Origin of the sequence: Streptomyces platensis (assembly GCF_008704855.1) — a bacterium.
Taxonomy (GTDB): Bacteria; Actinomycetota; Actinomycetes; order Streptomycetales; family Streptomycetaceae; genus Streptomyces; species Streptomyces platensis.
The window spans coordinates 1553900-1575655 of sequence record NZ_CP023691.1 but is presented as its reverse complement, the minus strand read 5'-3'; the positions used below and the strand labels follow the sequence as shown (position 1 = coordinate 1575655).

The 21756-nt window shown below is 66.2% G+C and carries 12 protein-coding genes and 5 pseudogenes; 6 read left to right on the top strand and 11 right to left on the bottom strand.

Annotation, left to right across the window (positions count from 1 at the left end; translation table 11 throughout):
* Positions 1-13: 13 nt before the first annotated feature.
* Entirely contained in the window at positions 14-1081 is a 1068-nt protein-coding gene (locus CP981_RS06620) for a hypothetical protein (RefSeq protein ID WP_341873708.1), read from the bottom strand.
* Positions 1082-1124: 43 nt separating this feature from the next.
* Between CP981_RS06620 and CP981_RS06615 the strand changes: the two are divergent.
* Positions 1125-1765 (top strand): annotated as a pseudogene (locus CP981_RS06615) (trypsin-like serine peptidase); the annotation flags it as partial.
* 141 nt (positions 1766-1906) lie between these two features.
* Here the strand turns inward: CP981_RS06615 and CP981_RS06610 are convergent.
* Positions 1907-2293, bottom strand: coding sequence for a hypothetical protein (locus tag CP981_RS06610; protein WP_085928718.1), 387 nt, complete (start codon positions 2291-2293; stop codon positions 1907-1909).
* 81 nt (positions 2294-2374) lie between these two features.
* Positions 2375-5623, bottom strand: a complete 3249-nt coding sequence (locus tag CP981_RS39125; RefSeq protein WP_280116694.1) for an ALF repeat-containing protein — start codon at positions 5621-5623, stop codon at positions 2375-2377.
* A gap of 479 nt (positions 5624-6102) precedes the next feature.
* On the opposite strand from CP981_RS39125, the gene CP981_RS06600 reads away from it, so the two are divergent.
* From CP981_RS06600 to CP981_RS06590, 3 genes are all read left to right on the top strand, one after another.
* The gene (locus CP981_RS06600) at positions 6103-8550 is read left to right on the top strand and encodes a LamG-like jellyroll fold domain-containing protein (protein WP_150522318.1); all 2448 of its coding nucleotides are present in this window, start codon (positions 6103-6105) and stop codon (positions 8548-8550) included.
* A gap of 169 nt (positions 8551-8719) precedes the next feature.
* Positions 8720-10810 (top strand): glycerophosphodiester phosphodiesterase family protein, encoded by a 2091-nt coding sequence (locus tag CP981_RS06595; protein WP_167536064.1) that lies wholly within the window; start codon positions 8720-8722, stop codon positions 10808-10810.
* 157 nt (positions 10811-10967) lie between these two features.
* Entirely contained in the window at positions 10968-13121 is a 2154-nt protein-coding gene (locus CP981_RS06590; protein WP_085928721.1) for a glycosyltransferase, read from the top strand.
* 90 nt (positions 13122-13211) lie between these two features.
* Here the strand turns inward: CP981_RS06590 and CP981_RS06580 are convergent.
* From CP981_RS06580 to CP981_RS06570, 3 genes and pseudogenes are all read right to left on the bottom strand, one after another.
* Positions 13212-14368 (bottom strand): annotated as a pseudogene (locus tag CP981_RS06580) (IS701 family transposase).
* Positions 14369-14468: 100 nt separating this feature from the next.
* Positions 14469-15298: pseudogene (locus CP981_RS06575) on the bottom strand (IS5 family transposase).
* 103 nt (positions 15299-15401) lie between these two features.
* Complete coding sequence (locus tag CP981_RS06570; protein WP_143658975.1) at positions 15402-15665, bottom strand: hypothetical protein; 264 nt, start codon at positions 15663-15665, stop codon at positions 15402-15404.
* 444 nt (positions 15666-16109) lie between these two features.
* Between CP981_RS06570 and CP981_RS39490 the strand changes: the two are divergent.
* Positions 16110-16241 (top strand): annotated as a pseudogene (locus CP981_RS39490) (IPT/TIG domain-containing protein); the annotation flags it as partial.
* Positions 16177-16668, top strand: coding sequence for an IPT/TIG domain-containing protein (locus CP981_RS39485; RefSeq protein ID WP_425282207.1), 492 nt, complete (start codon positions 16177-16179; stop codon positions 16666-16668). The pseudogene CP981_RS39490 and the gene CP981_RS39485, both read left to right, overlap by 65 nt.
* Here CP981_RS39485 and CP981_RS06555 read toward each other — a convergent pair.
* From CP981_RS06555 to CP981_RS06535, 5 genes and pseudogenes are all read right to left on the bottom strand, one after another.
* A complete protein-coding gene (locus tag CP981_RS06555; protein ID WP_085926502.1) occupies positions 16657-18519 on the bottom strand; it encodes a hypothetical protein in 1863 nt (620 codons plus the stop codon). The two genes, CP981_RS39485 and CP981_RS06555, sit on opposite strands and share 12 nt — an antisense overlap.
* Positions 18512-18940, bottom strand: a complete 429-nt coding sequence (locus CP981_RS06550) for an ABC-three component system middle component 2 (RefSeq protein WP_244329583.1) — start codon at positions 18938-18940, stop codon at positions 18512-18514. Before CP981_RS06550 ends, CP981_RS06555 begins: the two co-directional genes overlap by 8 nt.
* A gap of 29 nt (positions 18941-18969) precedes the next feature.
* Positions 18970-20160, bottom strand: coding sequence for an ABC-three component system protein (locus tag CP981_RS06545; RefSeq protein WP_244330013.1), 1191 nt, complete (start codon positions 20158-20160; stop codon positions 18970-18972).
* A pseudogene (locus CP981_RS06540) lies at positions 20137-20340 on the bottom strand (transposase family protein); the annotation flags it as partial. The pseudogene CP981_RS06540 and the gene CP981_RS06545, both read right to left, overlap by 24 nt.
* 697 nt (positions 20341-21037) lie before the next feature.
* Positions 21038-21700: an immunity 49 family protein gene (locus tag CP981_RS06535; RefSeq protein WP_244329582.1), complete on the bottom strand. Its 663-nt coding sequence runs from the start codon at positions 21698-21700 to the stop codon at positions 21038-21040.
* Positions 21701-21756: the final 56 nt, after the last annotated feature.

The following is a 21756-nucleotide window of genomic DNA, read 5'->3' as shown; positions in this document are numbered from 1 at the left end:
GTGGCGAGGGTGGTCAGCAGATGGCCGTAGCCGCGCCGGAAGTGGTACATGCCCCGGATCGTAGAAGTCCCCTTGGCGGCCAAGGCGGCAACCAGCAGAGCTGTGCAGCGCGGATGTCTTCGCCGGCCACGTCCGCCGCGCGCAGGCGGGTCGCCCCGTGGACGGAGACGACCGGGCCGTTCGAGGAAATTTCCGCGCCGAACTGTGCGAGCCCCTGCACGTGGGTGTCGCGCCGGGGGTAGATCCGCTCGGTGATGCGGGAGGTGCCGTGGGCCTGGGTGAGCGTCGCGGCGAGCTGCGGCGCGGTGTCGGTCGGCAGCCCAGGGTGAGGCCCGGTTGACGCGTCTACGGCCCGCAGGACGCCGTGCGGGACCGCGGAGATCCCACCGGGCACTTCGGCCAGGAGCACACCGGCGTCGGCGAGCGTGGCGGTCAGCCCGTCGGGGAGTTCGGCGTGGGAGATCCCGGTGAGGGTGAGGGCGCCGCCGGTGGCCGCCGCCGCCATCATGAGCGTGGCCGCCTCGATCCGGTCCCCGGCAATGGTGAACGCGCCGCCCTCGATGGGGTGGTGGCCACCGACGACGTGCAGGCCCCGCGGCCCCCACCGGACGCGGATGCCCCGATCGGCCAAGAACCGGGCGGTCTCGGTGACCTCGGGCTCCACGCTCGGGTGCACGATCAGACTGCGGCCGGGCGCGCAGGAGGCGAGCAGCAAGGCGGAGACGGTGGCGCCGAGGCTCAGCCCGTACGGGGTTGCGACGTCGACCGTGAACGGCTGCACCCCGTGCGGACACACGGCGCGGATGCCGTCCTCGTCCGCACTGACGACCGCACCGGCAGCCTCCATCGCCGCCAGGTGCCGGTCGATGAGCCGGGCGCAGAACGCGTCCCCGCCCGGGTAGGGGAACCAGACCTGTCCGGCGCGTGCCAGCACAGCAGAGGCGAGCACGCAGGTCATGCGTACCTTGCGTCCCAGCTCCCGGTGGATCTCGGGCTGAAGGGCATCGTCCGGGGCGACGCTGAAGTGCCCGCCGTCCACGGTGACGCGCATGCCGGTGTAGGCGAGGATCTGCGCGCACACGCCGGTGTCGAGGATGGGCGGCGCACCGGTGAGCACGAGCGGGGTGTCCACCACCACCGGCCGGGTGTTCTTCACCTACCAGGGCCGCAACGCCTCCTGCTCCGGCGACGCCGTCACCAGCGGCAACAAGAGAACAGTGATCACGGCCGGGCACTGCGTAAAGCTCCAGGGCGCCTGGCACACCAACTGGGTCTTCGTCCCCGGCTACCACGACGGCCAGGCCCCGTACGGCAAGTGGCCGGCGGCCAAAACACTCGCCCCCCCCAGTGGACGGCGAGCGAGGACATCAACTACGACGTCGGCGCCGCGGTGGTCGCCCCGCTCGACGGCAAGAAGCTCACCGACGTCGTCGGCGGCCAGGGCCTGTCCTTCAACTCCGGCTACAGCAAGCCGATGGACGCCTTCGGCTTCCCCGCGGCCGCCCCGTACGACGGCAGCAAGCTCATCTACTGCAGCGGCAACACCATCAAGGACCCGCTGTTCTCCCAGGACCACGGCCTGTCCTGCAACATGACCGGCGGCTCCAGCGGCGGCCCCTGGTTCACCTCGTTCGACGAAAAAACCGGCACCGGCCTCCAGTCCTCGGTGAACAGCTTCGGCTACCAGTTCTGGCCCAACACCATGTTCGGCCCCTACTTCGGCGACGACGCCAAGAACCTCTACAACCAGGCCCAGTCCTCGTGACCCATCCGGGCTGACGGTGGTTCGGGGGCCGTACGAGGAGGAGGTGCGTGCGGCCCCTCAGCCGTGCGGGCGACGTGGCCATGCACCGATCACCCGCCCGCTCCTGGGCCGCATTCGGACTTCGGACTTCCGATTCGGCCGCTACGACAGGATTATCCCCAGGAGCGATCCGATGATGACGGAAGAAATCGCGGAAACTTGATAACGCGCGGGGACATCATACTTCTCTCTCTTGACTCCCGCATTGATCTCCGTGGCGTACTTGTGCATGAGCTTCCTGGCCGGAAAGAGGCCGATCGTGAGCCCCACCCATGCGAAGGAATACAGAATCAGCATGTGCTGCACGGGCCAGTGCTGGTATTGGATTCGGCCGACCAGGATCATGCCGAGGCAGCATGCTGCGGATACGAGAGGAAAGACCGTCCTGCCCTTTCGCCCTGGAATCCATTTAGTCATGGAGAAGCAGAAGAGGGATGTGGCCGCGGCGGCCAGGACTAACAGGTAGACGAGGGGGAGCGAAGCAAGCATGAAGTGCCCCTTTCGGCATGCCCAAAGGCTGGCGGTCACGTGTGCCGCCAGCCCTTGGAGCGGATCCTAACAAGATTCCGGCTACAGCCCCAGCAATCCGGTGATCGGCGATACAAGGTCGTGACCGAACTGCGTGATCTTCGTTGCGACCTTGCCGGCCCCCAGGGCTCCGATCCACTTGGACTGGCCGAAGGTGATCAAGCCCAGGGCTGCGCTTCCCGTGGACTGCCAGAATTGCTGGCTCGTGAATCCGTGCTCGATGCCCGTGAACACCGCGCTGAGCCCTCCGAGCGCTAAGGAGGCAACGGCGAATCCGCCGGCGAGAGCTTCGAGAACGGGCGCGGCCGGCGGGAACATCAGCCCAGCGATGCCGAGTCCGGCGGATATGAACCCGGTGGCGATGCTGAGCTTGTTGGTGGTGTCCGCCCACCACCCCGCGTCCTTCCACCACGGCGTGTCGCCGCCGTTGACGCTGTCGTTATCGGGCGAGTCGACGGGATTGTTGTCGCTCTCCCTGGCTTTCCGCGCTTCCTCGGCTGCTTTTTTGGCGGCCGCCGCGCGTTCGGCCTTCCGCTTGGCCACGGCGATCCGGTGAGCCTGGCTGGCCGCCGCTGCCGCGGTCTTGGCGTCCTTGCCCGCCTGAACGGCCGAGACGCGGGCTTGGGTGGCGGAGGCCTGCGCACTATTGGCGGAGGCCACAGCCCGGTGCGCAGCGCTCAGAGCACGATTGGCGGAGAAGTTCGCCGACCGCGCGGCCGAACGGGCGGTGGCGGCTGCCTTCTTCGCCTCGTTCGCGGAAGCCTGCGCAGCCGCGGCCGACTTGTCCGCAGCATCCGCATTCGCCTTCGCCTCCTTCGCGGACGACAGTGCACGTTTAGCCGACTCCTCAGCCTTGTCCGCCCAATCCGCCGCATCCGTTGCTGCGTTGTGTGCCTTGGCCGCCGCTTGCTGGGCACGGGCCGCGTCCTCCTGCGCCTTGTGCGCGATCTTGGCGGCGGCGGCGATCGAGCCCTGGATGGCGGCGATGTGGGTGGCGGAGTCGTGGTCCAGCTGGGCGGTCTTGTGCTGCACTGTGGCGACGAAGTTGCGGCGCATCCAGGCCGGGCCCTCCATCGCGGCCTGTGCGTGGGCCTTTGTGTAGGGCCCTGCCTTGGCGAGGATGGCGGCGGTGGTGACCGCGTCATCCTGCTTCAGCGCCTCCTGGTAGGTGGTCTCGAAGAATGCGTGCAACGCGGTTGCGGTACCCGCGTTGACTGCTTCATTCGCGGCCTTTTTGACCGCGGAGCCGGGACTGTTGGCGAGGATGCGGAAGATCTGAACGCGATTGTCCATCGCGGCCGCCTCGATCGCGCCTGTCTCCAGGAACGTGGTGGCGGCGTTCGGTGCGTCGCTCTCCAGCGCCTTCTGAGCCGCCTCGGCGATGGCCTGGCTGGAGGTCTGGGCGAGGTAGAGGACGGTCTCTTGGTCGTCCTGCTGCTGCGCGAGAGCCCGATCGGCGTCAATCCACGCGTGGATGTCGGCTTCTGCCCCCGACAGGGCGAAGCGGGCCGCCTCTTTGGTCCAGGTGCCATGTGAGTCGAGGAGGGCAGTGGCGGCCTGGCGCCCTGTAGTGGTGGCCAGTTCGAGGTCGTTCGCCTTCAGTGCTGCCTCGGCGCGGGCGATGAGCTCTTTCGTAGCTTTGTCGGTCTGCTCCTTCTGCGTACGCTTATCGGCGAGCTCGGACAGCTCCTGCTCTTCGACCTGCGCGAGCTGCCGAGCCTCTTGCAGGGCCTGCTTCATGTCCTCGTCCAGACGCTGCCATTCGGCCTCCCGCGCCTTCTTCTCCACTTCGACAGCCTTTGTGACCGCCTTCGTGGCGTTGTTGGCCGCTTCGGTGGCTGCATTGGCGAACTCGGTCGATTTCTTGGCGTATTCGAGGGCCTGCCCCGCATACTTGGCCGCCCACTCGGCAGCGTCTGCGGCCTTCTCGGCATGGTCGGCTGCGGAGTTCGCGGTATCACGTGCGGTTCGCGCCGCCCCGGCGGACGCATTGGCAAGCGCCTGGGCGGTCCCGGCCGCGTTGGTGGCGATGGTGGCGTTGGCATGGGCGATGGACGCCTGTCGCTTGGCTTCGGCCGCCTGGGCCTGGGCCTTGCCCGCCGCGGCGGCTGCCGCGGCTGCGCTGCCGGCTGCGGAAGCCGCATTACGGGCGGCGGAGGCGGCGGCGGATCCGGCGGAGGCGGCCTGTGCGGAGGCGGTGGCGGCGTGGTCGGCGGCCTTCGCGGCGCTTCGGGCCTTGGAGGCAGCGTTGCGTGCAACGATCGCCGCGTTCTTTGCGGCGCTCGCCTGCGAGGCGTCCTTGGAGGCGGCGATAGCGGAGTTGTAGGCGCGGGCGGCGGCGTTCCCCGCACTGGCGGCGGCCTGGCTCGCCGCTGTCGCTGCCCAGGCGGCGCGGCGGGAGGCGGCAACTGCGGCGTGAGAGGCGCGGATGGCTGTGCGGGCGGCGTCCGCGGCACCCTTGGCGGCACTCGCCGCCTTGCGGGCTGCCTTGCCGGACTTGGCCACATCGTCCTTCGCGGCCTCGGCTTCGGCAGCCGCCTTCTGTGCGGCTTCCTTCGCCTTCTCGGCTGCCGTAACGGCGCGGGCGGAGGCCTCCTCGGCCAGCTTCGTCTTCGCGTCGGCCCGTTTGCCTTCGCGTTCGACGACCGCGACGAGTTCCTCGATCGTGGCCGACTCCTGGTCACGGGCCCTGGCGATGTGCTGGCCGGTGTCGAGGAACCACTCGATTTCCTGGGCGCTGCCGGAGAGGGCACGGGAGGCGTACCTCTGCACCTCCGGCCCCGCCTCTGTGAGCATCTTTGACACCTCCACCCGCATGTCTTCCAGGCGGGCGGTGTACTGGCCTCCGGTGAGGAAGGTTTCCAGGGCCGACTGGGTGTCGGTATCGAGGGCGGAGCCTGCCTCCCGGCGCACGGCCTTGTCGCCGGTCGCCATCACTGTCGTGGTGGCGACGCGGAGATCTTCCATGATGGCGGGCTCGTAGCCGTCCTTGAGGAACGCGGCGATAGCCGCATCGCCGCCGTCGATCGCCTTGACGGCCTCGCGGCGGGTGCCCTTTCCGGCCCCAGCGAGGGCGGTCATGATGGCGACTCGGTTGTCCTCCACCGTTGCCCTGGGCAATTCATGATCAAGAAATGTTTTGATTTCGGCATCGGAGCCGAGGAGTGCGGCTTCCGCGGCTGCCCGGGTGGCTTTCCCTCCGGTCATCCACGCCTTGACGGCCTTGGCCCGGTCGGTGTCGGGCAGGTTGAGCGGATCCTCGTCGGTGCCACCCTCCGCGGCATCTGCCACAGCCGCAAGAGGGTTGAGGACGAGGCTCGATGTGGCAGCTGCGGCAGTAGTAGCCGCTGCTGCGGCAAGTAAGCGCCGTCTGCTCCAGTAACTGGTGTCCAAAGCGGTCCTATCGGATGGCGCGCCCGGCGGCAGGCACACAGACGACGGCATGCCGACGAACACGTTCGTGTGGGTTTCCCGCCCATGTCTCGGTAGCGATAGGTGAGTTGACCAGCAACACGAGAGGGCGCTTGCGTGACCATATATACGTGAAGCACTCGCTGGATACCTGTGTACATCCTGTGAAGATGTGAGAAGGAACACAAAGACCATACGGGCGGTAATAAGCGGATTTGCCCTGACTTGTCGAGTGGTGGGGGACGCGAACGCGTGTTTCGATTTCCGGCACCTCCGCGCCCGTACCGCCACCGCACTTGGCGAAGATCGCCCCGAACAGGGGAGCGCGGATCAACTCACCTTTCACGCAAGGGACTTGCATGAATCTCGCACGGCGGACCCTCGTCATGGGTGCGGCAGCGGCGGCCTGCGCGACCGCGGTCATCGCCCCCACCTCACACGGATCCTTACCCCAACTGCCGATGGAGACAGTTGCGGACGCCCAGCCGGGCCATGCGATCGAAGACTTCGTCCACCCGGACGCAGACAAGATCAAAGAAGAAAAGGGGATCACTCTCAAGCGCGGTGACGGCCGCATCATCCTCGCCGAATGCGGCAGCTCAGCAGGGTTGATGGAGGTGTGGTCACGGAAGAACGACAAGGTCTGCTTCCGCATCACAGGTACTTCCGGGTACCTCACCATGGAGATCCCGGCCGTGTTCGCGGTCAAGGGGAGCGCCGATCACGCTGCCGACATCACTCTCACCACGCCGGACAGCAAGAAGGTGGAAGTTGAGGTCGGCAAGGACACCTGGACTCCGGTCGGAGAATCCACCGACCCGCAGGCCCGCGAACACCTTCTGGTCGAGATCGGCGTAGGTCAGGACAGGCCAACGCCTCCGAAGTTGTCGGGAGATGCCGATCGTCCGTGGTTGGCCCGCGTCACAGTGAACAAGCCGGGCTATGAGGGCGGTCGAAGCTGCAGCGGTGCACTCATCGACCGGACATGGGTGCTGACTGCTGCAAGCTGCCTCACGGAGAACCCGTCCCGCCCGCTGCGGACCGCGGCTGCGCCAACGCTCGACGCCACCGCCACCTTCGCCGGGCAACCCCCGGTAAAGATCAATTATTTGATCCCGCGGAGCGACCGGGACGTGCTGCTCGCCCGGCTGGCCACCCCGGTCACCGGCATCAACCCCGCCACGCTCGCGGGAAGCGTCTCCGCTGATGGAACTACGCTGCTGGCTGCAGGGTTCGGCCGTACCGCCACTGAGTGGGTACCCAGCAGTCCGCACCACAGCACCGTGACCCAGAAAGGCGACGCCGCCACCACCCTGGAGCTGACAGGCGGCCGGATCTGCAAGGGCGATGCCGGAGGCCCCGTTCTCGACGGCAACGGACGCATCACGGCGGTTCAAAGTCGCGCCGACCATCCCGGCTGTTTCGGTCAGTCCGGTCAGAGCGCCGACGCGATCGCGGCTCGCACCGACAACATCTCCGGGTGGCTCAAGAGCAGCACCTTCAGCGGCAAGGCAGCGTTCGGCTTGGATGAGGGTGCTGGTGCGCGGCGGATGTCGGGTGGTGTGGCTGAGGAGTTCGTGGCGCAGTTGGGCGGCGGGGCCGAGCTGGGTGTTGCCGGCCGGACGGGTACCGCCCTGCGTCTGAACGGGACGTCGTCGTATGCGGCTACGGCCGGGCCGGTGGTGGACACCACGAAATCTTTCTCGGTATCGGCCTGGGTCAAGCTCGACAACAAGGACCGCAACTACACGTTCCTGTCGCAGGCCGGCAACCGGGCAAGCGGCTTCCAGCTCTACTACTCGAAGACCTACGACAAGTGGGTGTTCAACCGACACACCAAGGACACCGACGACACCACCATCGCCCGGTCCGTGAGTGCGGATGCGGCGCAGGCCGGAACCTGGACGCACCTGGCCGGCGTGTACGACTCCGCGACCAAGAAGGTCCAGCTGTTCGTCAACGGAAAGCCGCAGACAGCAGCCGACTTCACTACTCCGTGGCGAGCCGACGGTGGTCTGCAGATCGGGCGACTGCACTTCCAAGGTGCCTGGCAGGAGAACACCCGCGGTCTTGTCGATGAGGTGCGGACCATTCAGTCCGTCGCCGCACCGGCCGATGTCGCCGCGATCGCCGACGGCGGACTGCCGACCCACCTGCAGGAGCTGGCCTCCTTCCCCCTGGACGAAGAGTCAGGCAGTGCACGGGTCAGCGGTGGTCATGGCGCAGGCCCCGTCGCCACCCTGGCCGGCAGCGGCGCTCAGCTGGGCGTCGTGGGCAAGGTCGGCACCGCCCTGCGTCTGAACGGAACATCCGCCTACGCCGCTACAGCCGGACCGGTGGTGGACACCACGAAATCATTCTCCGTATCGGCCTGGGTCAAGCTCGACAACAAAGACCGCAACTACACGTTCCTGTCGCAGGCCGGCAACCGGGCAAGCGGCTTCCAGCTCTACTACTCGAAGACCTACGACAAGTGGGTGTTCAACCGACACACCAAGGACACCGACGACACCACCATCGCCCGGTCCGTGAGTGCGGATGCGGCGCAGGCCGGAACCTGGACGCACCTGGCCGGCGTGTACGACTCCGCGACCAAGAAGGTCCAGCTGTTCGTCAACGGAAAGCCGCAGACAGCAGCCGACTTCACTACTCCGTGGCGAGCCGGCAGCACCCTGCAGATCGGCAGGCTCTTCTACCAAGGCGTCTGGCAGGAACACTTCGCCGGAGCCATCGACAACGTCCGTATCTGGGACCGATCCATCGAGGCTGAAGAACTCGCCAACGAGGGTATCCAGATCACCGGCTAGTAGTCACTGAAACACATTCTCAGCGGCACCTGGGCCCGGCAGGATCTGCCGGGCCCGGTGCCCCTTCCGCGCCGGCAGGTGAGCTACCGCTCCATACGCCTGGCCTCCTATTGAATGAGGATCTCGAATGAAATCGCGCGGTAGCTTAAAGCTGCCTTCACAGTCTTTTATGGCGTTGGCCGCCGTCCTGTTGACGGCCACTGGGCCCTCACTGTTCGCGACATCGCCCGAGGCAACAGCTTCCGTAGCTCATGCCTCCTCGGCCGAAGAGGCAGCGTTCGGCTTGGATGAGGGTGCTGGTGCGCGGCGGATGTCGGGTGGTGTGGCTGAGGAGTTCGTGGCGCAGTTGGGCGGCGGGGCCGAGCTGGGTGTTGCCGGCCGGACGGGTACCGCCCTGCGTCTGAACGGGACGTCGTCGTATGCGGCTACGGCCGGGCCGGTGGTGGACACCACGAAATCTTTCTCGGTATCGGCCTGGGTCAAGCTCGACAACAAGGACCGCAACTACACGTTCCTGTCGCAGGCCGGCAACCGGGCAAGCGGCTTCCAGCTCTACTACTCGAAGGCCTACGACAAGTGGGTGTTCAACCGGCACACCAAGGACACCGACGACACCACCATAGTCCGGGCCGTGAGCAACAATGCGGCTCACTCGGGCGTATGGACTCATCTAGCCGGTTCCTACGATGCGGCCAAGCAGACACTGTCGCTGTTCGTAGACGGCAAGTTGCAGCAGTCGGTTCAGTTCACTACTCCGTGGCGAGCCGACGGTGGTCTGCAGATCGGGCGACTGCACTTCCAAGGTGCCTGGCAGGAGAACACCCGCGGTCTTGTCGATGAGGTGCGGACCATTCAGTCCGTCGCCGCACCGGCCGATGTCGCCGCGATCGCCGACGGCGGACTGCCGACCCACCTGCAGGAGCTGGCCTCCTTCCCCCTGGACGAAGAGTCAGGCAGTGCACGGGTCAGCGGTGGTCATGGCGCAGGCCCCGTCGCCACCCTGGCCGGCAGCGGCGCTCAGCTGGGCGTCGTGGGCAAGGTCGGCACCGCCCTGCGTCTGAACGGAACATCCGCCTACGCCGCTACAGCCGGACCGGTGGTGGACACCACGAAATCATTCTCCGTATCGGCCTGGGTCAAGCTCGACAACAAAGACCGCAACTACACGTTCCTGTCGCAGGCCGGCAACCGGGCAAGCGGCTTCCAGCTCTACTACTCGAAGACCTACGACAAGTGGGCTTTCAACCGACGCACGAAGGACACCGACGACACGACCATAGTCCGGGCCGTGAGCAACAATGCGGCTCACTCGGGCGTATGGACCCATCTGACCGGTTCCTACGATGCGGCCAAGCAGACACTGTCGCTGTTCGTAGACGGCAAGTTGCAGCAGTCGGTCCCGTTCACCACACCGTGGCGAGCCGACGGCGGCCTGCAGATCGGCCGGCTGCTCCACCAAGGCACCTGGCATGAATACGTCGTCGGCACCATCGACGAGATCCGCATTGCGCAGCGGAGTTCAGCTGTTTCTTGCGCCCGCACCTATGCCATCGGCCACCGTGGCGCCCCGGAGATCGCCCCGGAAAACACGATTGCCTCACTGGAAGCAGCCGCCGATCACGGTGCGGACTGGGTCGAGACGGATGTGCAGTTCACCAAGGACGGTCAACCCGTCATCATGCACGACAACACCGTGGACAGGATGACCAACGGAACAGGACGTATCGACCAGCTCACCGCCGAGGAGATCTCCCGATTGAGGGTGAAGGGGGGCGGACACGTGCCCACCCTGGAAGAGGTCCTGTCCTCCCTGAAGAACCGGCCTGCCCGTCTACTCCTGGAGATCAAGGGGCCGCAGACGTCAGCAGCGGTGGAGCATGCCCTCAAGCTCGTGGCCGAAGCGGGGATGAACGAACGTACCGTGGTCCAGTCCTTCGATGAGGACGTCGTACGGCATGCAGCCGCCTCCGGCTACAGGACCAAGGTCGCACTACTCCGGTCCAAGCTCGATCCGGATCCCGTAGCCACGGCACGCACCTTCGCTCTCAGTGCGTACGCGGTGAACTTCAAGGGACTCTCTGCCCGTCCTGCTGTGGTGGAGCAGCTGAAGGCGGCCGGGGTCGAAGTGTTCGTCTGGACGGTCGACAGCGAGACCGATTGGCAGCTTGCGGCGTCATGGGGTGTTGACGGCGTCATCACCAATCGCCCGGAACTGTTCCTGCCATGGCGGCAATCCCACTGCCCCGAAGCAACGCAGTGAGGAATCAACCCGACCATGACTGGTCACCTTGTCACCGGTGCTTCCCGTGACAAGCGAACGGTTCGACAACCTCCGCAAATCCACCACGGTGTGGTTCCGCTCCCGGACGGCTCCCAGATCGGCGATCGCACATTCCACATCACTGTGAAAGAGAACGATGAAAATCGCGTTCCTCATCAACAATGCGTTCGGCATCGGCGGGACCATCCGATCCACCATGAACCTGTCGCACGCCCTCGCCGCACGCCACGCAGTCGAGGTGGTGAGTGTGCACCGAGTGAGTGACACACCGGCTCTCGCCCTCGATAAACGGGTGCGACTGACCTCCCTGATCGACATGCGTGAAAACAGCCCCGGCTGTGAACGGCGCCACGAGCTGACCCGGCAGCCGTGCACGATGTTCCCCGACACGGGCGCCGCCGCGAACTCCGGGCGCCTGCCGTATTCGGCCCTACACGACGAACGCATCGGCACCTGGCTCCGTCACACCGACGCAGACGTGGTGATTGCCACCCGTCCCGACCTCAACGGCTACCTCGCCCGCGACGCGCGCAGCCGCTACCTGCGCATCGGACAGGAACACCTGAGCCTCGATGCCCACAGTCCGACCCTGCGTGGCCATCAGGCCGATGCCATCGCCGGCCTGGACGCCTTCGTGACCGTATCCGAAGCCGACGCATCCCAGTACCGCGCAGCCCTGCCCGGCGTATCGACGCGAATCCTCTGCATCCCCAACAGCGTGCCCGTGCCCGCGGTCGATCCCTCAACCCGTCGCTCGAAAGTCATCGTGGCCGCGGGCCGGCTGGTCAGCATCAAACGCTATGACCGATTGATCGACGCATTCGCCGAGGTAGCCGCAGACCACCCGGACTGGACCCTGCGCATTTATGGACGCGGCCCCGACAAACCCCGGCTGCGCGAGCAGATCGACCGGCTCGGACTCTACGAACAGGTGCGTCTCATGGGCCCTGTCGCACCGATCGAGACCGAATGGGCAAAGGGCGCCATCGCCGCGGTCTCCTCCGACATGGAGTCCTTCGGCATGACCATCGTCGAAGCCATGCACTGCGGCGTACCGGTCATCGCCACAGATTGCCCGCACGGACCGGCCGAGATCATCGATCACGACACCAACGGCGTCCTCGTGCCGCTGCAGGACAGCAGCGACGCGTACGTGGACGCGCTGAGGCAGCTCATGACGGACGACGCCTTACGCGACCGACTCGGCGATGCCGCCCGTGAACGTGCCCGCGCTTTCGCCCCCGCCTCAGCCGCCCGTCGCTACGAACGGCTCTTCGGTGACCTGCAGACCACTGATCGCCCGTCCCTTTTGACAAGGTTGCGCTCAGCGGTACGCGCAGCCGCGCCCGCGGTGCACACACGGCGGCAGCAACGACCGGCACAGGCCGCAACAGAGCCCCACCACATCACCGCCCCACGCGCATCGGCGCGCGCACGAGCCCTGTCCGACGATGCCCTCCTCATCCGCCTCGTCGCCGACACCCTCCCCACCGGCCTCCTCGACTTCGTCGCCCGGCTGCGCAAGGATCCCAAGGGCCGCGAGATACGCCTCCCCATATCCGAGGCCACCGCACCCGACCAGACTGACCCGCACATCATCCTGCCGGTCGGCGCCGAACTCACCGAAGGCCGCTGGGACTGCTACGTCGCCCACCGTGACAGCAACACCGCCGCGCGTCGTACCCGTCTCACCGCAGCGCTCACTGAACAAGCCGCCCTTGTAGGACGCCACCCCATCGCGGGCCGCAACGGAGTCAGCGCTTGCATCCCGTACACCACAAGCGATGGCTACCTCGCCCTGCGTACCTGGCACCGTCCCGCCCACGCAGAGGTGCACCGCATCACGATCGACGGCGCACACGTCTCGGTCACCGCGACACTGCTCAGTCCGAACATCAAGGCGAACCTGACTGCGGCAGCCGTGGTGGCCGCCTCCCGCACCGGGCCCGAACACGACTTCACCACCTCGGTCACTCAAATTGCCGACGGAAGCTTTGAGTTCACCCTCGACTACCGCGACATGCTCAACCACCGCAGAGCAGAGCACGACCTGTGGGACCTGCGGCTGCGCTTGAACTCCCCAGGCCACGCCCCCATCCCCATAGGCCGCATCGGAGGAGACATAGTTGATCGCAAGATGACAGACAAGACTCCGGTGACGCATCTTGCACACCCGAAGCGTGGCATGACCCGCCTCACGCCCTTCTTCACCGTCGACAACAACCTCGCGCTCAGCGCCAAGGACATACCGGAATCCGCTCGCGACCAGCGCGTCGTGTGTAGTGGCTGATGCGGGCCTGGTGTTGTCGTTTTCGGCGCCAGTGTGACCAGTGCAGGATGTGGTCGACGGGTGTGGGTTGGCGGTCGGTGAGGCGGGTGATCAGGCGTCTGATCTCGGCGAGGCTGAGGTGGATGAGCTGGGAGGATCCGTTTCTGCTTTCTCGGCATCGAGTGCACGGGCCTGCAGGACGGTCAGGCAGGCGTGGGCTGCCATGGCCAGGGTGATGTGACGGTGCCAGCCCGGATAGCGGCGGACTTGGTAGTTGTCCAGGCCGCACTCCTGCTTCGCCGTCTGGAAGCATTCTTCGAGGGCCCACCGGCTGCCGGCGATGTGGATCAACTCGTCCAGGGTGGTGCCGGCGGGGCAGTAGGCGATGTAGTAGGAGATCTGCTCGGGCCGGCTGACGCTGCGGCGGGCGATAACCCAGTGGCGGCGGTCCTCGCGGTGCCAGGGTCGGACTTCGACACGCGCCCAGTCGAACACCCGCATCCCATGAGCACCGTTCCCGCACGAGCGGCGTTTCCACTTCTGCCGCGGCAGGCCCGTGAACAGGTCGTGGACGGGGTGGTCCAGGGCCCAGCGAGTGACGACGGTGTCGTGGCGGGTGGTGGCCATGACATGGAAGACATCGGCCTGCTCCAGCTCGGACCGCCAGCCCTTGCTGAAGCCGTATGCGGCATCAGCGGTCACCCACCGGAACGGAATCTTGTCCGCGATCGCGCGGCGGACCATCTTTTTGGCCATGACGACCTTGGTCTCGAAGCCGACCTCGTCGGCAATGCCGGCCCTGCGGCAGCGTTCACGGTCGTCCGTCCAGGAAGTGGGCAGATATACCTGCGGTCGATCAACGTCCGGCCACCGCCGGCTGCATAGGCGAGGAAGACGCCGACCTGGCAACTCTCCGTCCGTCCCGCGGTTCCGGAGTACTGACGCTGGACCCCTGCCGAGCGCACGCCTTTCTTGAGGAAGCCGGTGTCATCCACAATGAGCACGGCCTCGGGGCCGCCGAGGTGCTCGACGACGTAGTCACGCACATCGTCGAGGACCTCATCCGCTTCCCACTCGATCCGGTTCAGCAGTCGATGGATACGGTCCGGAGCCGCGTGACCGGCCTGTTCGGCCAGTGTCCAGCCGTTCTTCCGCTCCAGCGGAGCAATCAATCCCCGCATGTAGGCAAGCGCCGACTCCCGCGGCTCCGTCCTGGAAAACCGATGCACGAACCGCTCGTGCACAGCATCCAATTCACTGGCCCACATCCTGGCATCAGCAAGGTCCCCACTCGTGCCCAGACCAACGACCGGCCTATCCAACCGTCACGGCAAACACCGTTGCAGTACTAGGAGTTGTCTTCAAATGTCACGCCCACATCAGAAGCGATGCGAGGGCGACGGCTGCTTGGTAGGACTCGGCGGTCTTGTCGTAGCGGGTGGCGATGCCGCGCCACTGTTTCAACCGGTTGAAGCAGCGTTCCACCACGTTGCGCTGCTTGTAGAGCTGCTTGTCGAAAGCCGGCGGGCGTACGCCGCGGCTGCCGCGGCGGAGCCGGTTGCGGATCTGGTCGGCTCGTTCGGGGATGGTGTGGCTGACGCCCCGCCGCCTGAGCCAGGTGCGGATGGCCTTGGAGCTGTAGCCCTTGTCGCCCAGGACATGAGCCGGCCGGACCCGGGGATGTCCCGGGCCGATACGCGGCACCCGTATCGACTCCATCACGGTGGTGAACTGGGTGCAGTCGTTGGTGTTCCCGCCGGTGACAGTGAAGGCGAGCGGGCGGCCCGCCGCGTCGCAGGCGAGATGAATCTTGCTGGTCAGGCCGCCCCGGGAGCGTCCGAGTCCGGGGCTGCGGATCCCCTTTTTCGAGCCCCGGCGGCGTGCTGGTGGGCGCGGACGACGGTGGAGTCGACCGACACGAGCCAGTCGATGTCACCGGCCGCATCCGCCTGCGCCTGGGCGGCCCGCAACATCCGCTCGAAGGTACCGTCCAGCGCCCAACGGCGAAAACGGGTGTGGAGCGTAGCCCACGGCCCGTACCGCTCAGGCACATCCCGCCAAGCCGTGCCGGTACGGAACTTCCACACGATTCCGTTGAGCACAGTGCGGTCATCCAACCGCTTCCGGCCCCGCACGGACTCGGGAAGCAGCGGCCGGACAAACTCCCATTCGGCATCAGACAGTTCATGGCGACGTATCACCCCACCATGATCCACCACTCAAGATCATTTGAAGACACGGCCTAGGACGGGGCAGCCGGGCAGGGGCTCATGGAACCGTGCCGCGGCCTTTGCGGAGGGGCTATCGCCTCCAGACCCGCAGGAAGGTGAGAACGGAGCGATCTGCCAACACCATTGGCGTCAGAGACAGGATCACGCCGGCCTTCAGTAGGTCACTCTGGAAGACCGCAACAAGGATCAGAGCGGTCGTCAGAACGGAAGCCCACCGCACCGTGATTGCACGAATGCTCATGATCGCTGATTGACTGAGGCTGCAGGGTGGAATGCTATTGCCGAAAGACACCAGGCGCTGACTGATCCAGTTCTGGTGCACGCGTGCGATCAACTCGAAGTCCTCCTTCAGGAATTGGGTGGAGCGGACGCGTAAGGGCTTCGAGTCCGGCTGCCGTCGCCTCGGAGCCCTTCTTGCTGTCCTGCCTGCAACGTAGCGAGCAGCCGCCCGCACTACCACTGGCGTGAAACTTCTGAAAGTGGGCTTACTGCCCCCCCCGCCTATAGGTAAGTTGACGCGCAGAACGTCCGATAGGCGGAGCAGATTGAGCATAGGCGGTCAAGTTCGATCATAGGTAGGGCGTTCAGGTAAGGGAAATATCCGCAGGCTTGCTAGAGGTGGGTGATCTGATTCGCATATAGTCCTTCGAAAGAGGGAAGTTCGACCTCTCTTCTCTCCGCTGCCGCTGCAAGTGCAACCCGGACGGGAGCCACCATTCGCGGTCAGGGGACCCACCACGGCTGCATTCATCTACTTCGGGCCACCCCCCTGTGTGGTGTGAGCCCGGCCTCCGGCCCGCTCGCGGGTGGAGCCGCCGTCACCCTCACCGGCACGGACTTGTCCACTGCCACCGCCGTGCGCTTCGGCACCCACACGGTCGTCCCCACCGTCGTCAACGACCGCGAGATGGGCACTACCACGGCCCGCCGGAGACACAGCCGGCGCCGTCGCCGTCAGCGTCATCACAGCGGGCGGCGCCAGCAAGAGCTGGTACTACACCTACGCCGGCGCGCCCACTGTCACCGCTCTCTCGCCCACCTTCGGGGCCCCTTCCGGTGGCATGGCCTTCACGCTGACCGGGACGAACCTGACCAGGGCGAGCGTCACGTTCAACGGTGTGCCGGGCACCAGCATCGTGGTCAACGGCGCGGGGACTTCGCTGACCGGCACCGCACCGCACCGGCGGGCACCGGCACCGTCCAGGTCACCACGCCGGGCGGCAACGCGACCGTCCCCGGCGGCTTCACCTACACCCTCCAGCGCGCCTACGTCACCAACTCCGGCTCCGGCAGCGTCTCCGTCATCAACACGTGGCCTCAGCCGCTCACGGACCTGACCGCCTCTCCCGCCTTGAAGGGAAGAAGCCGGCACGGTCGCCTTCTTGCAGGCCGAACCGGTGGGTGCGGGCTTGGGCGATGACGTCGTGGGGCGGGTCGCCGTTCTCGAAGATGATCACCTGTCCTGGGAAGGTGAGCATGTTCCGGTAGAAGTGATCGACGACGGTCGATGTCATCGGTACGTCGTCACCTGGGGCGTCGCCCTGGGGGTCACTGTGGGGGCCGCGGTAGGTGACGACGGGCGAGTCGAGGACGACGAGCCCGGGGTGCGGCCGGTCGTGCTCACGGCAGTAGTGGGCGAGGGCTGTGGTGAATGCGGAGTGCAGCACGGAGCGGACGCCCTTGCCCCGAGAGGCCCGCAGTCGGTTACCTGCCCTGATCTCCATCTGGTACTGGTCGTACTCCGCGTACTCGACGGAGGGCACCTTCCATGCCTCCAGCGTGTCCTGGAGGACCCGGTCAAAGGCGGAGAGTACCCCGTTCGGAATGTAGTCGGTGGGCCGGTGGGTGGGCGTTGCGGCTTCACCGTCCAGCTGCGACCGGCGTTCTTCCAGTTCCTCGATGCGCTGGTGAAGGTCCAGGTCACGTTCGATGGCCGAGCGGACCTCAAGATGCTGGTCCATGTCCTCGCGCAGCGGGGCGAGCCGTCCCCGGGTGACGGAGATGTCCGCGTCGAGGCGAGCAGCGGATGCCTTCAGCTCCTCCCTGCGGCTGCTGAGTTCTTCGAGCTGACTGAGCAGGTCGCGCATGGTCGGCCGAAGGTCATCGAGGAGGGAGGCGGTCTTGGCCATCTCGGTTTCCACTGCGAGATGTAGCTGAGTCGTCTCGCGTTCGCTGTGGTCGGGGTGCTGGTGTTCGGGTTCGGCGCCGCAGAAGACGCAGGTGCCGACCTTGAAGAACCCCAGGAGGTTGCCGGCCTCGGTGACCATGACGAGCCGGTCGATGTCGGAGCGGTACTGCTTTTCCAGCAGGGTGAACCGGGACATGAGGTCGCCGACCTCGGCCAGGCGCGCTTCTATCCCGGCCAGCTCCTCCGTGACCGACATGCTTTCGGCCACGGAGTTCAGGTGCTGTTGGGTGATGGTCTCGACTGCGCGGGAGTAGCCGTCGATGGTTGTTTGCAGGCGCCGGTGCCGGTCACGGAGTTCCTGGATATTCTCGGAGGTGCTGAGCTTGTTCTGCAGGTCGACGATGATCCGGTCGAGGAGGCTGACCTGCCCTTTGTTGACGCGGCGCTGGCCGGCGTTCATGCCGGTGGTGACCTCGGCGTCGCCTTCTCCGGTAAGCAGCAGCCGCATGACGGAGGCCGCCGCGGTTTTCCCGTTGGCGGAGGAGGAGTGCAGGACTGGGGAGCGTTTGTCGACCATGCGGTTCTCGGGAACGACCGAGAGGTGCACCAGGTCGCTCAGGCGCAGCTCGCGGGTGCCGCCTACATCGTTCGTGCGGATGCGCAGGTCATCCCATCCGAGGCTGCCGAGGAGGAACTGGGAGAGGCTGTTCTTACTGCGCGCGGTGTGCTGGGCCTTGACGTCGAAGTCGGAGGGGCGGGTCACCTGTTCCCGCAGGTCGGCCCAGTACACGTGGATGGTGTTGCTGTCCGGGACACGCAGCAGGGTGAGCGGGGTCCCGTCGTCGAGTTTGAGGCCGAGGAGGATCTGGCTGTATCCCTCGGCTTCGGAGACGGGGTCGAGCTTGCTGCCGCCGAGCATGTACTCGATGGACTCCGCGACGAACGATTTGCCGGTGTCCGAGGCGCCGTAGACGACAGTGAGGGACGGGGCGAAGTCCACTGTGGCGAGCGGCTTGGTCGAGGAGGCGTAGGTGAGGTGTGTCAGACGCAGGTCAGCCATGGCCAGCCCCTTCGGATGCGGAGCCTGTTGCGGCGCGGTTGATGATCTGGTGGGTCACGCTGCGGGCGTGCGCCGGGGAGGCGCAGTGGTGGAGGGCCCACTCGGCGCGTTCGCGCAGAGATGCGACGTAGGGGGCTTCCAGCACTTCGATGAAGGTGGGGCCGTTTTCCGTGGCCGCGTACATGAGGCCGTCGTCGCTGCTGACGAGGTCGGCCAGCCCGGCCCGGATCAGCACGAGAAGACCTTGTTCGAGGAGTTCTCGCTTCCTGCCGAGTTCGCCTTCCTGGGCCGGCAGGTCAGGGTGGAGGCTGTGCGGGCCGTCGAACTCGCCGCTGTGGAGTACGAGGTAGTCCAGCGCGGCGAGCTGGGTGAGGTCGAGGGGCTGGGGGTGGCTCTCGGCCAGGAGGACAAGAGCGCGCACGCCCACCTCGAGTGAGCTGTTGAGCGGGGTCACTGTTCTCCCTCCCGACACCAGATAAGGTGGTTGTCGTTCGCCAGGTGGTGGCATACCCCCTTGCGGACCTGCGGCCCCACGTAGGGCTTGAGGATCGTCTCGGTTACTTCCACGGTTCCCGCGCAGATCATGACGGCTGCGTGGCGTTCCCAGCCGTTGGGGTGAGACCGCTCCGACTCCTCCACGACAATTGTGTAGACATCTTCTTTGACCTGGTCAAAGTATTCCGGCGTGGTCGAGTCCCGCGCGAACACGCGCACGGACTCGGCGGCGAAGAAAGCCACCCGCTGTCGCAGGAGGTGCCCCTTGGCCTCGGCCACGTCCTCGACCTGCTCCAGGGTGTTGATCTTGTCGGGAAACCGCTCACGATAGACATCGACGAGGCGCTGCACGTACCGTGCCTCGTCGTGCCGGGGCCGCTCGGGAGGAGTCAGCTTGATCGGCCCGTTCGCCGGCGGAACGTGCGGGAAACGCGCGAGCCAGTGCGGCGTGGTCATGTGCTCTTCGAGCACCTGATCAAGGTCGATGCACGAGAACATGCCGAAGTCGGTGCCTTCCGCCAGCTCCTCCACCTTGCGGCGCTCGTCATCATCGAGCTTGGTCACGAGCTTGTCCCTGGTCGTGGACAGTTCCTCCAGGAACTTTGCCCGGCACTCGGACGGCTTCGAGATGAGGCGCTTCAGGCTGGCAGCGAATGTGAGAGCAACGAAGACGTAGCGGCTGGGGATGGTGAAATGACCGGCCGCGGCGGCCACGAACATCTTCCGCATCTCCTGGGCCGCAGTGGTCCAGGACAGATCCCGTTTGTACTGCTTGCACTGGTAGTTGTGCCATTCCCCCTCCAGCTTCGCCTGCGTCAGGAAGCCTGCCACGTCGATGCCATGGTCCCCCGCGCCACCTTGCCGCTCAATGAGGTCGTACTTCGCCCCCTGCGTCGGCACCCATTCCTTCACGAACTCCTCAAATTCGCCGGGGTCGTACAGGAGAGTGACCGTCTGCTTCGGCGTCGCCATCCTCGGCATGCTGAGCCTAGGCGGCAGCACTGTCAGTGCCCGCCGCTCTTTGCCCCCCGGCTGACCGTCATGCTGGCTCGTCACACCATCCCCCTTGCTGCGCTTGGCGATCTCAACAGATATCACCGGGACGCAGCCGCATCCAGACCGGAACAGCGGCGCGAACTGCCGCATGGTCAGGTTCGTTCGCCAGTACCCGCGACCAGCAGTGCCTGGTTCTCTAGCGGAAGGCTCCAGGGCCGTCCGCTGCGGACCACGTCCGCACCCTGCCCCTCACTCCGTCTCCAGCTTCCCGAAGGCACGTGGGCTCTGCCCGGAGAGCGGGGCTGTCCAGGACGGCTCCGACACCGTCATCGCACCAGCCACACCAAGATCATCACATCGGGATCAGAGTGACGGTATCCGCTCGGCTGCCGTTATACGAAGCGTCTCCGCTGGCACGGAGCGGACGCTTTCTTGGCGGCCTCCGTACGGCCGTCCCACGGCGTGTCTCCGCCTTGCGGAGACATCCGGGGTTGCACTGGTTCCCGCGCGCATTCCCGGTATCTGCTCCGCGTCGGGTCCCGACAAGCGCGGGAGTCTGGGTGAACCGGACAACGTTCCGTGGTCCCAGCATGCGGGAAGGTGATTACTACGTGGTGAGCGGCGAGGTGCGCCGGTGGACAGCCGGTGGACAGATGCCTTTGGACGGTATAGCACGGGGCGGCACGCCCCAACCTGGTGCACCCGTTCTGATCAGCGAAAACGTCACGAGGTGGCACCACGAGGCATCGGACAACATGATCCCTTTCGGTCTCGTAATGCGTAGGTCTCGGGTTCGAATCCCGAAGACGGCTGTGTGTGCAAGGTTAGCGGGAGGGCCAAGAGCCAGGAGCACCCTTGGTGCAGGCCCGTATGAGGTCGTTGCCGCAGCCCGGAAGGCTGTTCCTCCCTCGGCTCGGTACCGAGGCGCCCAGGAGGGAGAGCCGGGCACCGGCATTTAGAGGACGGGCTGTGCGACGCCCTCAGGGAGGAACCGGACATGCTGGGTAATCCGGCAGGCTAGGCGGTGTTAGGCGTCGAACTCGCCGCGCCAGGCGAAGTCGAGGAGGGCCTCGGGGAGGTAGTCGGTCTCGACCTCGATCGGGAGGCCGTTGGCCTTGGCCAGGCAGGCGATCGCCAGCGGGGCGAGGGCTACGACGCTCAGGATGTTGTGGGTGCGGTCCTCGACTGCGGTCCAGTACTCCTTGTGCCAGCGGACGGCGTCGGCCAGGGCGCCGTTGAAGCCGGCGGCGTCGTTGCGCTGGTAGCGGTAGAGCATCATGATCGGCGGGTACCGCAGATTGCCCATCTCCTCCGCGTCGACGACGCGGGCCTGTTCGGGAGCGCTCAGGTCCACGGCGCGCACCAGGTGCGTGCGCAGGTCGTCCCGGTGGAGCCAGAAGCTCTGGAGGGTCTCCACCCAGGTGTAGGTGTACTCGTCCAGGGCGCCGCCGAGGTCGCGCAGCAGGGACACTGGGATCCGGGCCAGCATGTCGAGGCGGGCTGCTTCACGGCAGATGACCGCGAGGTAGAAGGCGTCGAGCCAGGTGTCTGCGTTGAGGTGGGTCTGCGTCCCGGTGGTGGCGAGGTGGCGCTCCTCCTGGCGGTCTTGCAGGTGATCGCCTCCCGGTCGGGATCGGCGGCGGCGAAGACGGCGGAATGCACCTGCATGGCCAGCGGTCAGGACTCCCACGTCTCCAGCATGACGGCACCGGGGTCCCCCACAGAGCGGACGAGTGTGACGTTCAG

What these genes read in the sequence shown, in the direction of transcription:
- CP981_RS06590 (WP_085928721.1), top strand. Translation starts at nt 10,968, where the DNA reads ATGAAAATCGCGTTCCTCATCAACAATGCGTTCGGCATCGGCGGGACC.
- CP981_RS06595 (WP_167536064.1), top strand. Translation starts at nt 8,720, where the DNA reads ATGGCGTTGGCCGCCGTCCTGTTGACGGCCACTGGGCCCTCACTGTTC.
- CP981_RS06600 (WP_150522318.1), top strand. Translation starts at nt 6,103, where the DNA reads ATGAATCTCGCACGGCGGACCCTCGTCATGGGTGCGGCAGCGGCGGCC.
- CP981_RS06555 (WP_085926502.1), bottom strand. Translation starts at nt 18,519, where the DNA reads ATGGCTGACCTGCGTCTGACACACCTCACCTACGCCTCCTCGACCAAG.
- CP981_RS06545 (WP_244330013.1), bottom strand. Translation starts at nt 20,160, where the DNA reads ATGCGGCAGTTCGCGCCGCTGTTCCGGTCTGGATGCGGCTGCGTCCCG.
- CP981_RS06610 (WP_085928718.1), bottom strand. Translation starts at nt 2,293, where the DNA reads ATGCTTGCTTCGCTCCCCCTCGTCTACCTGTTAGTCCTGGCCGCCGCG.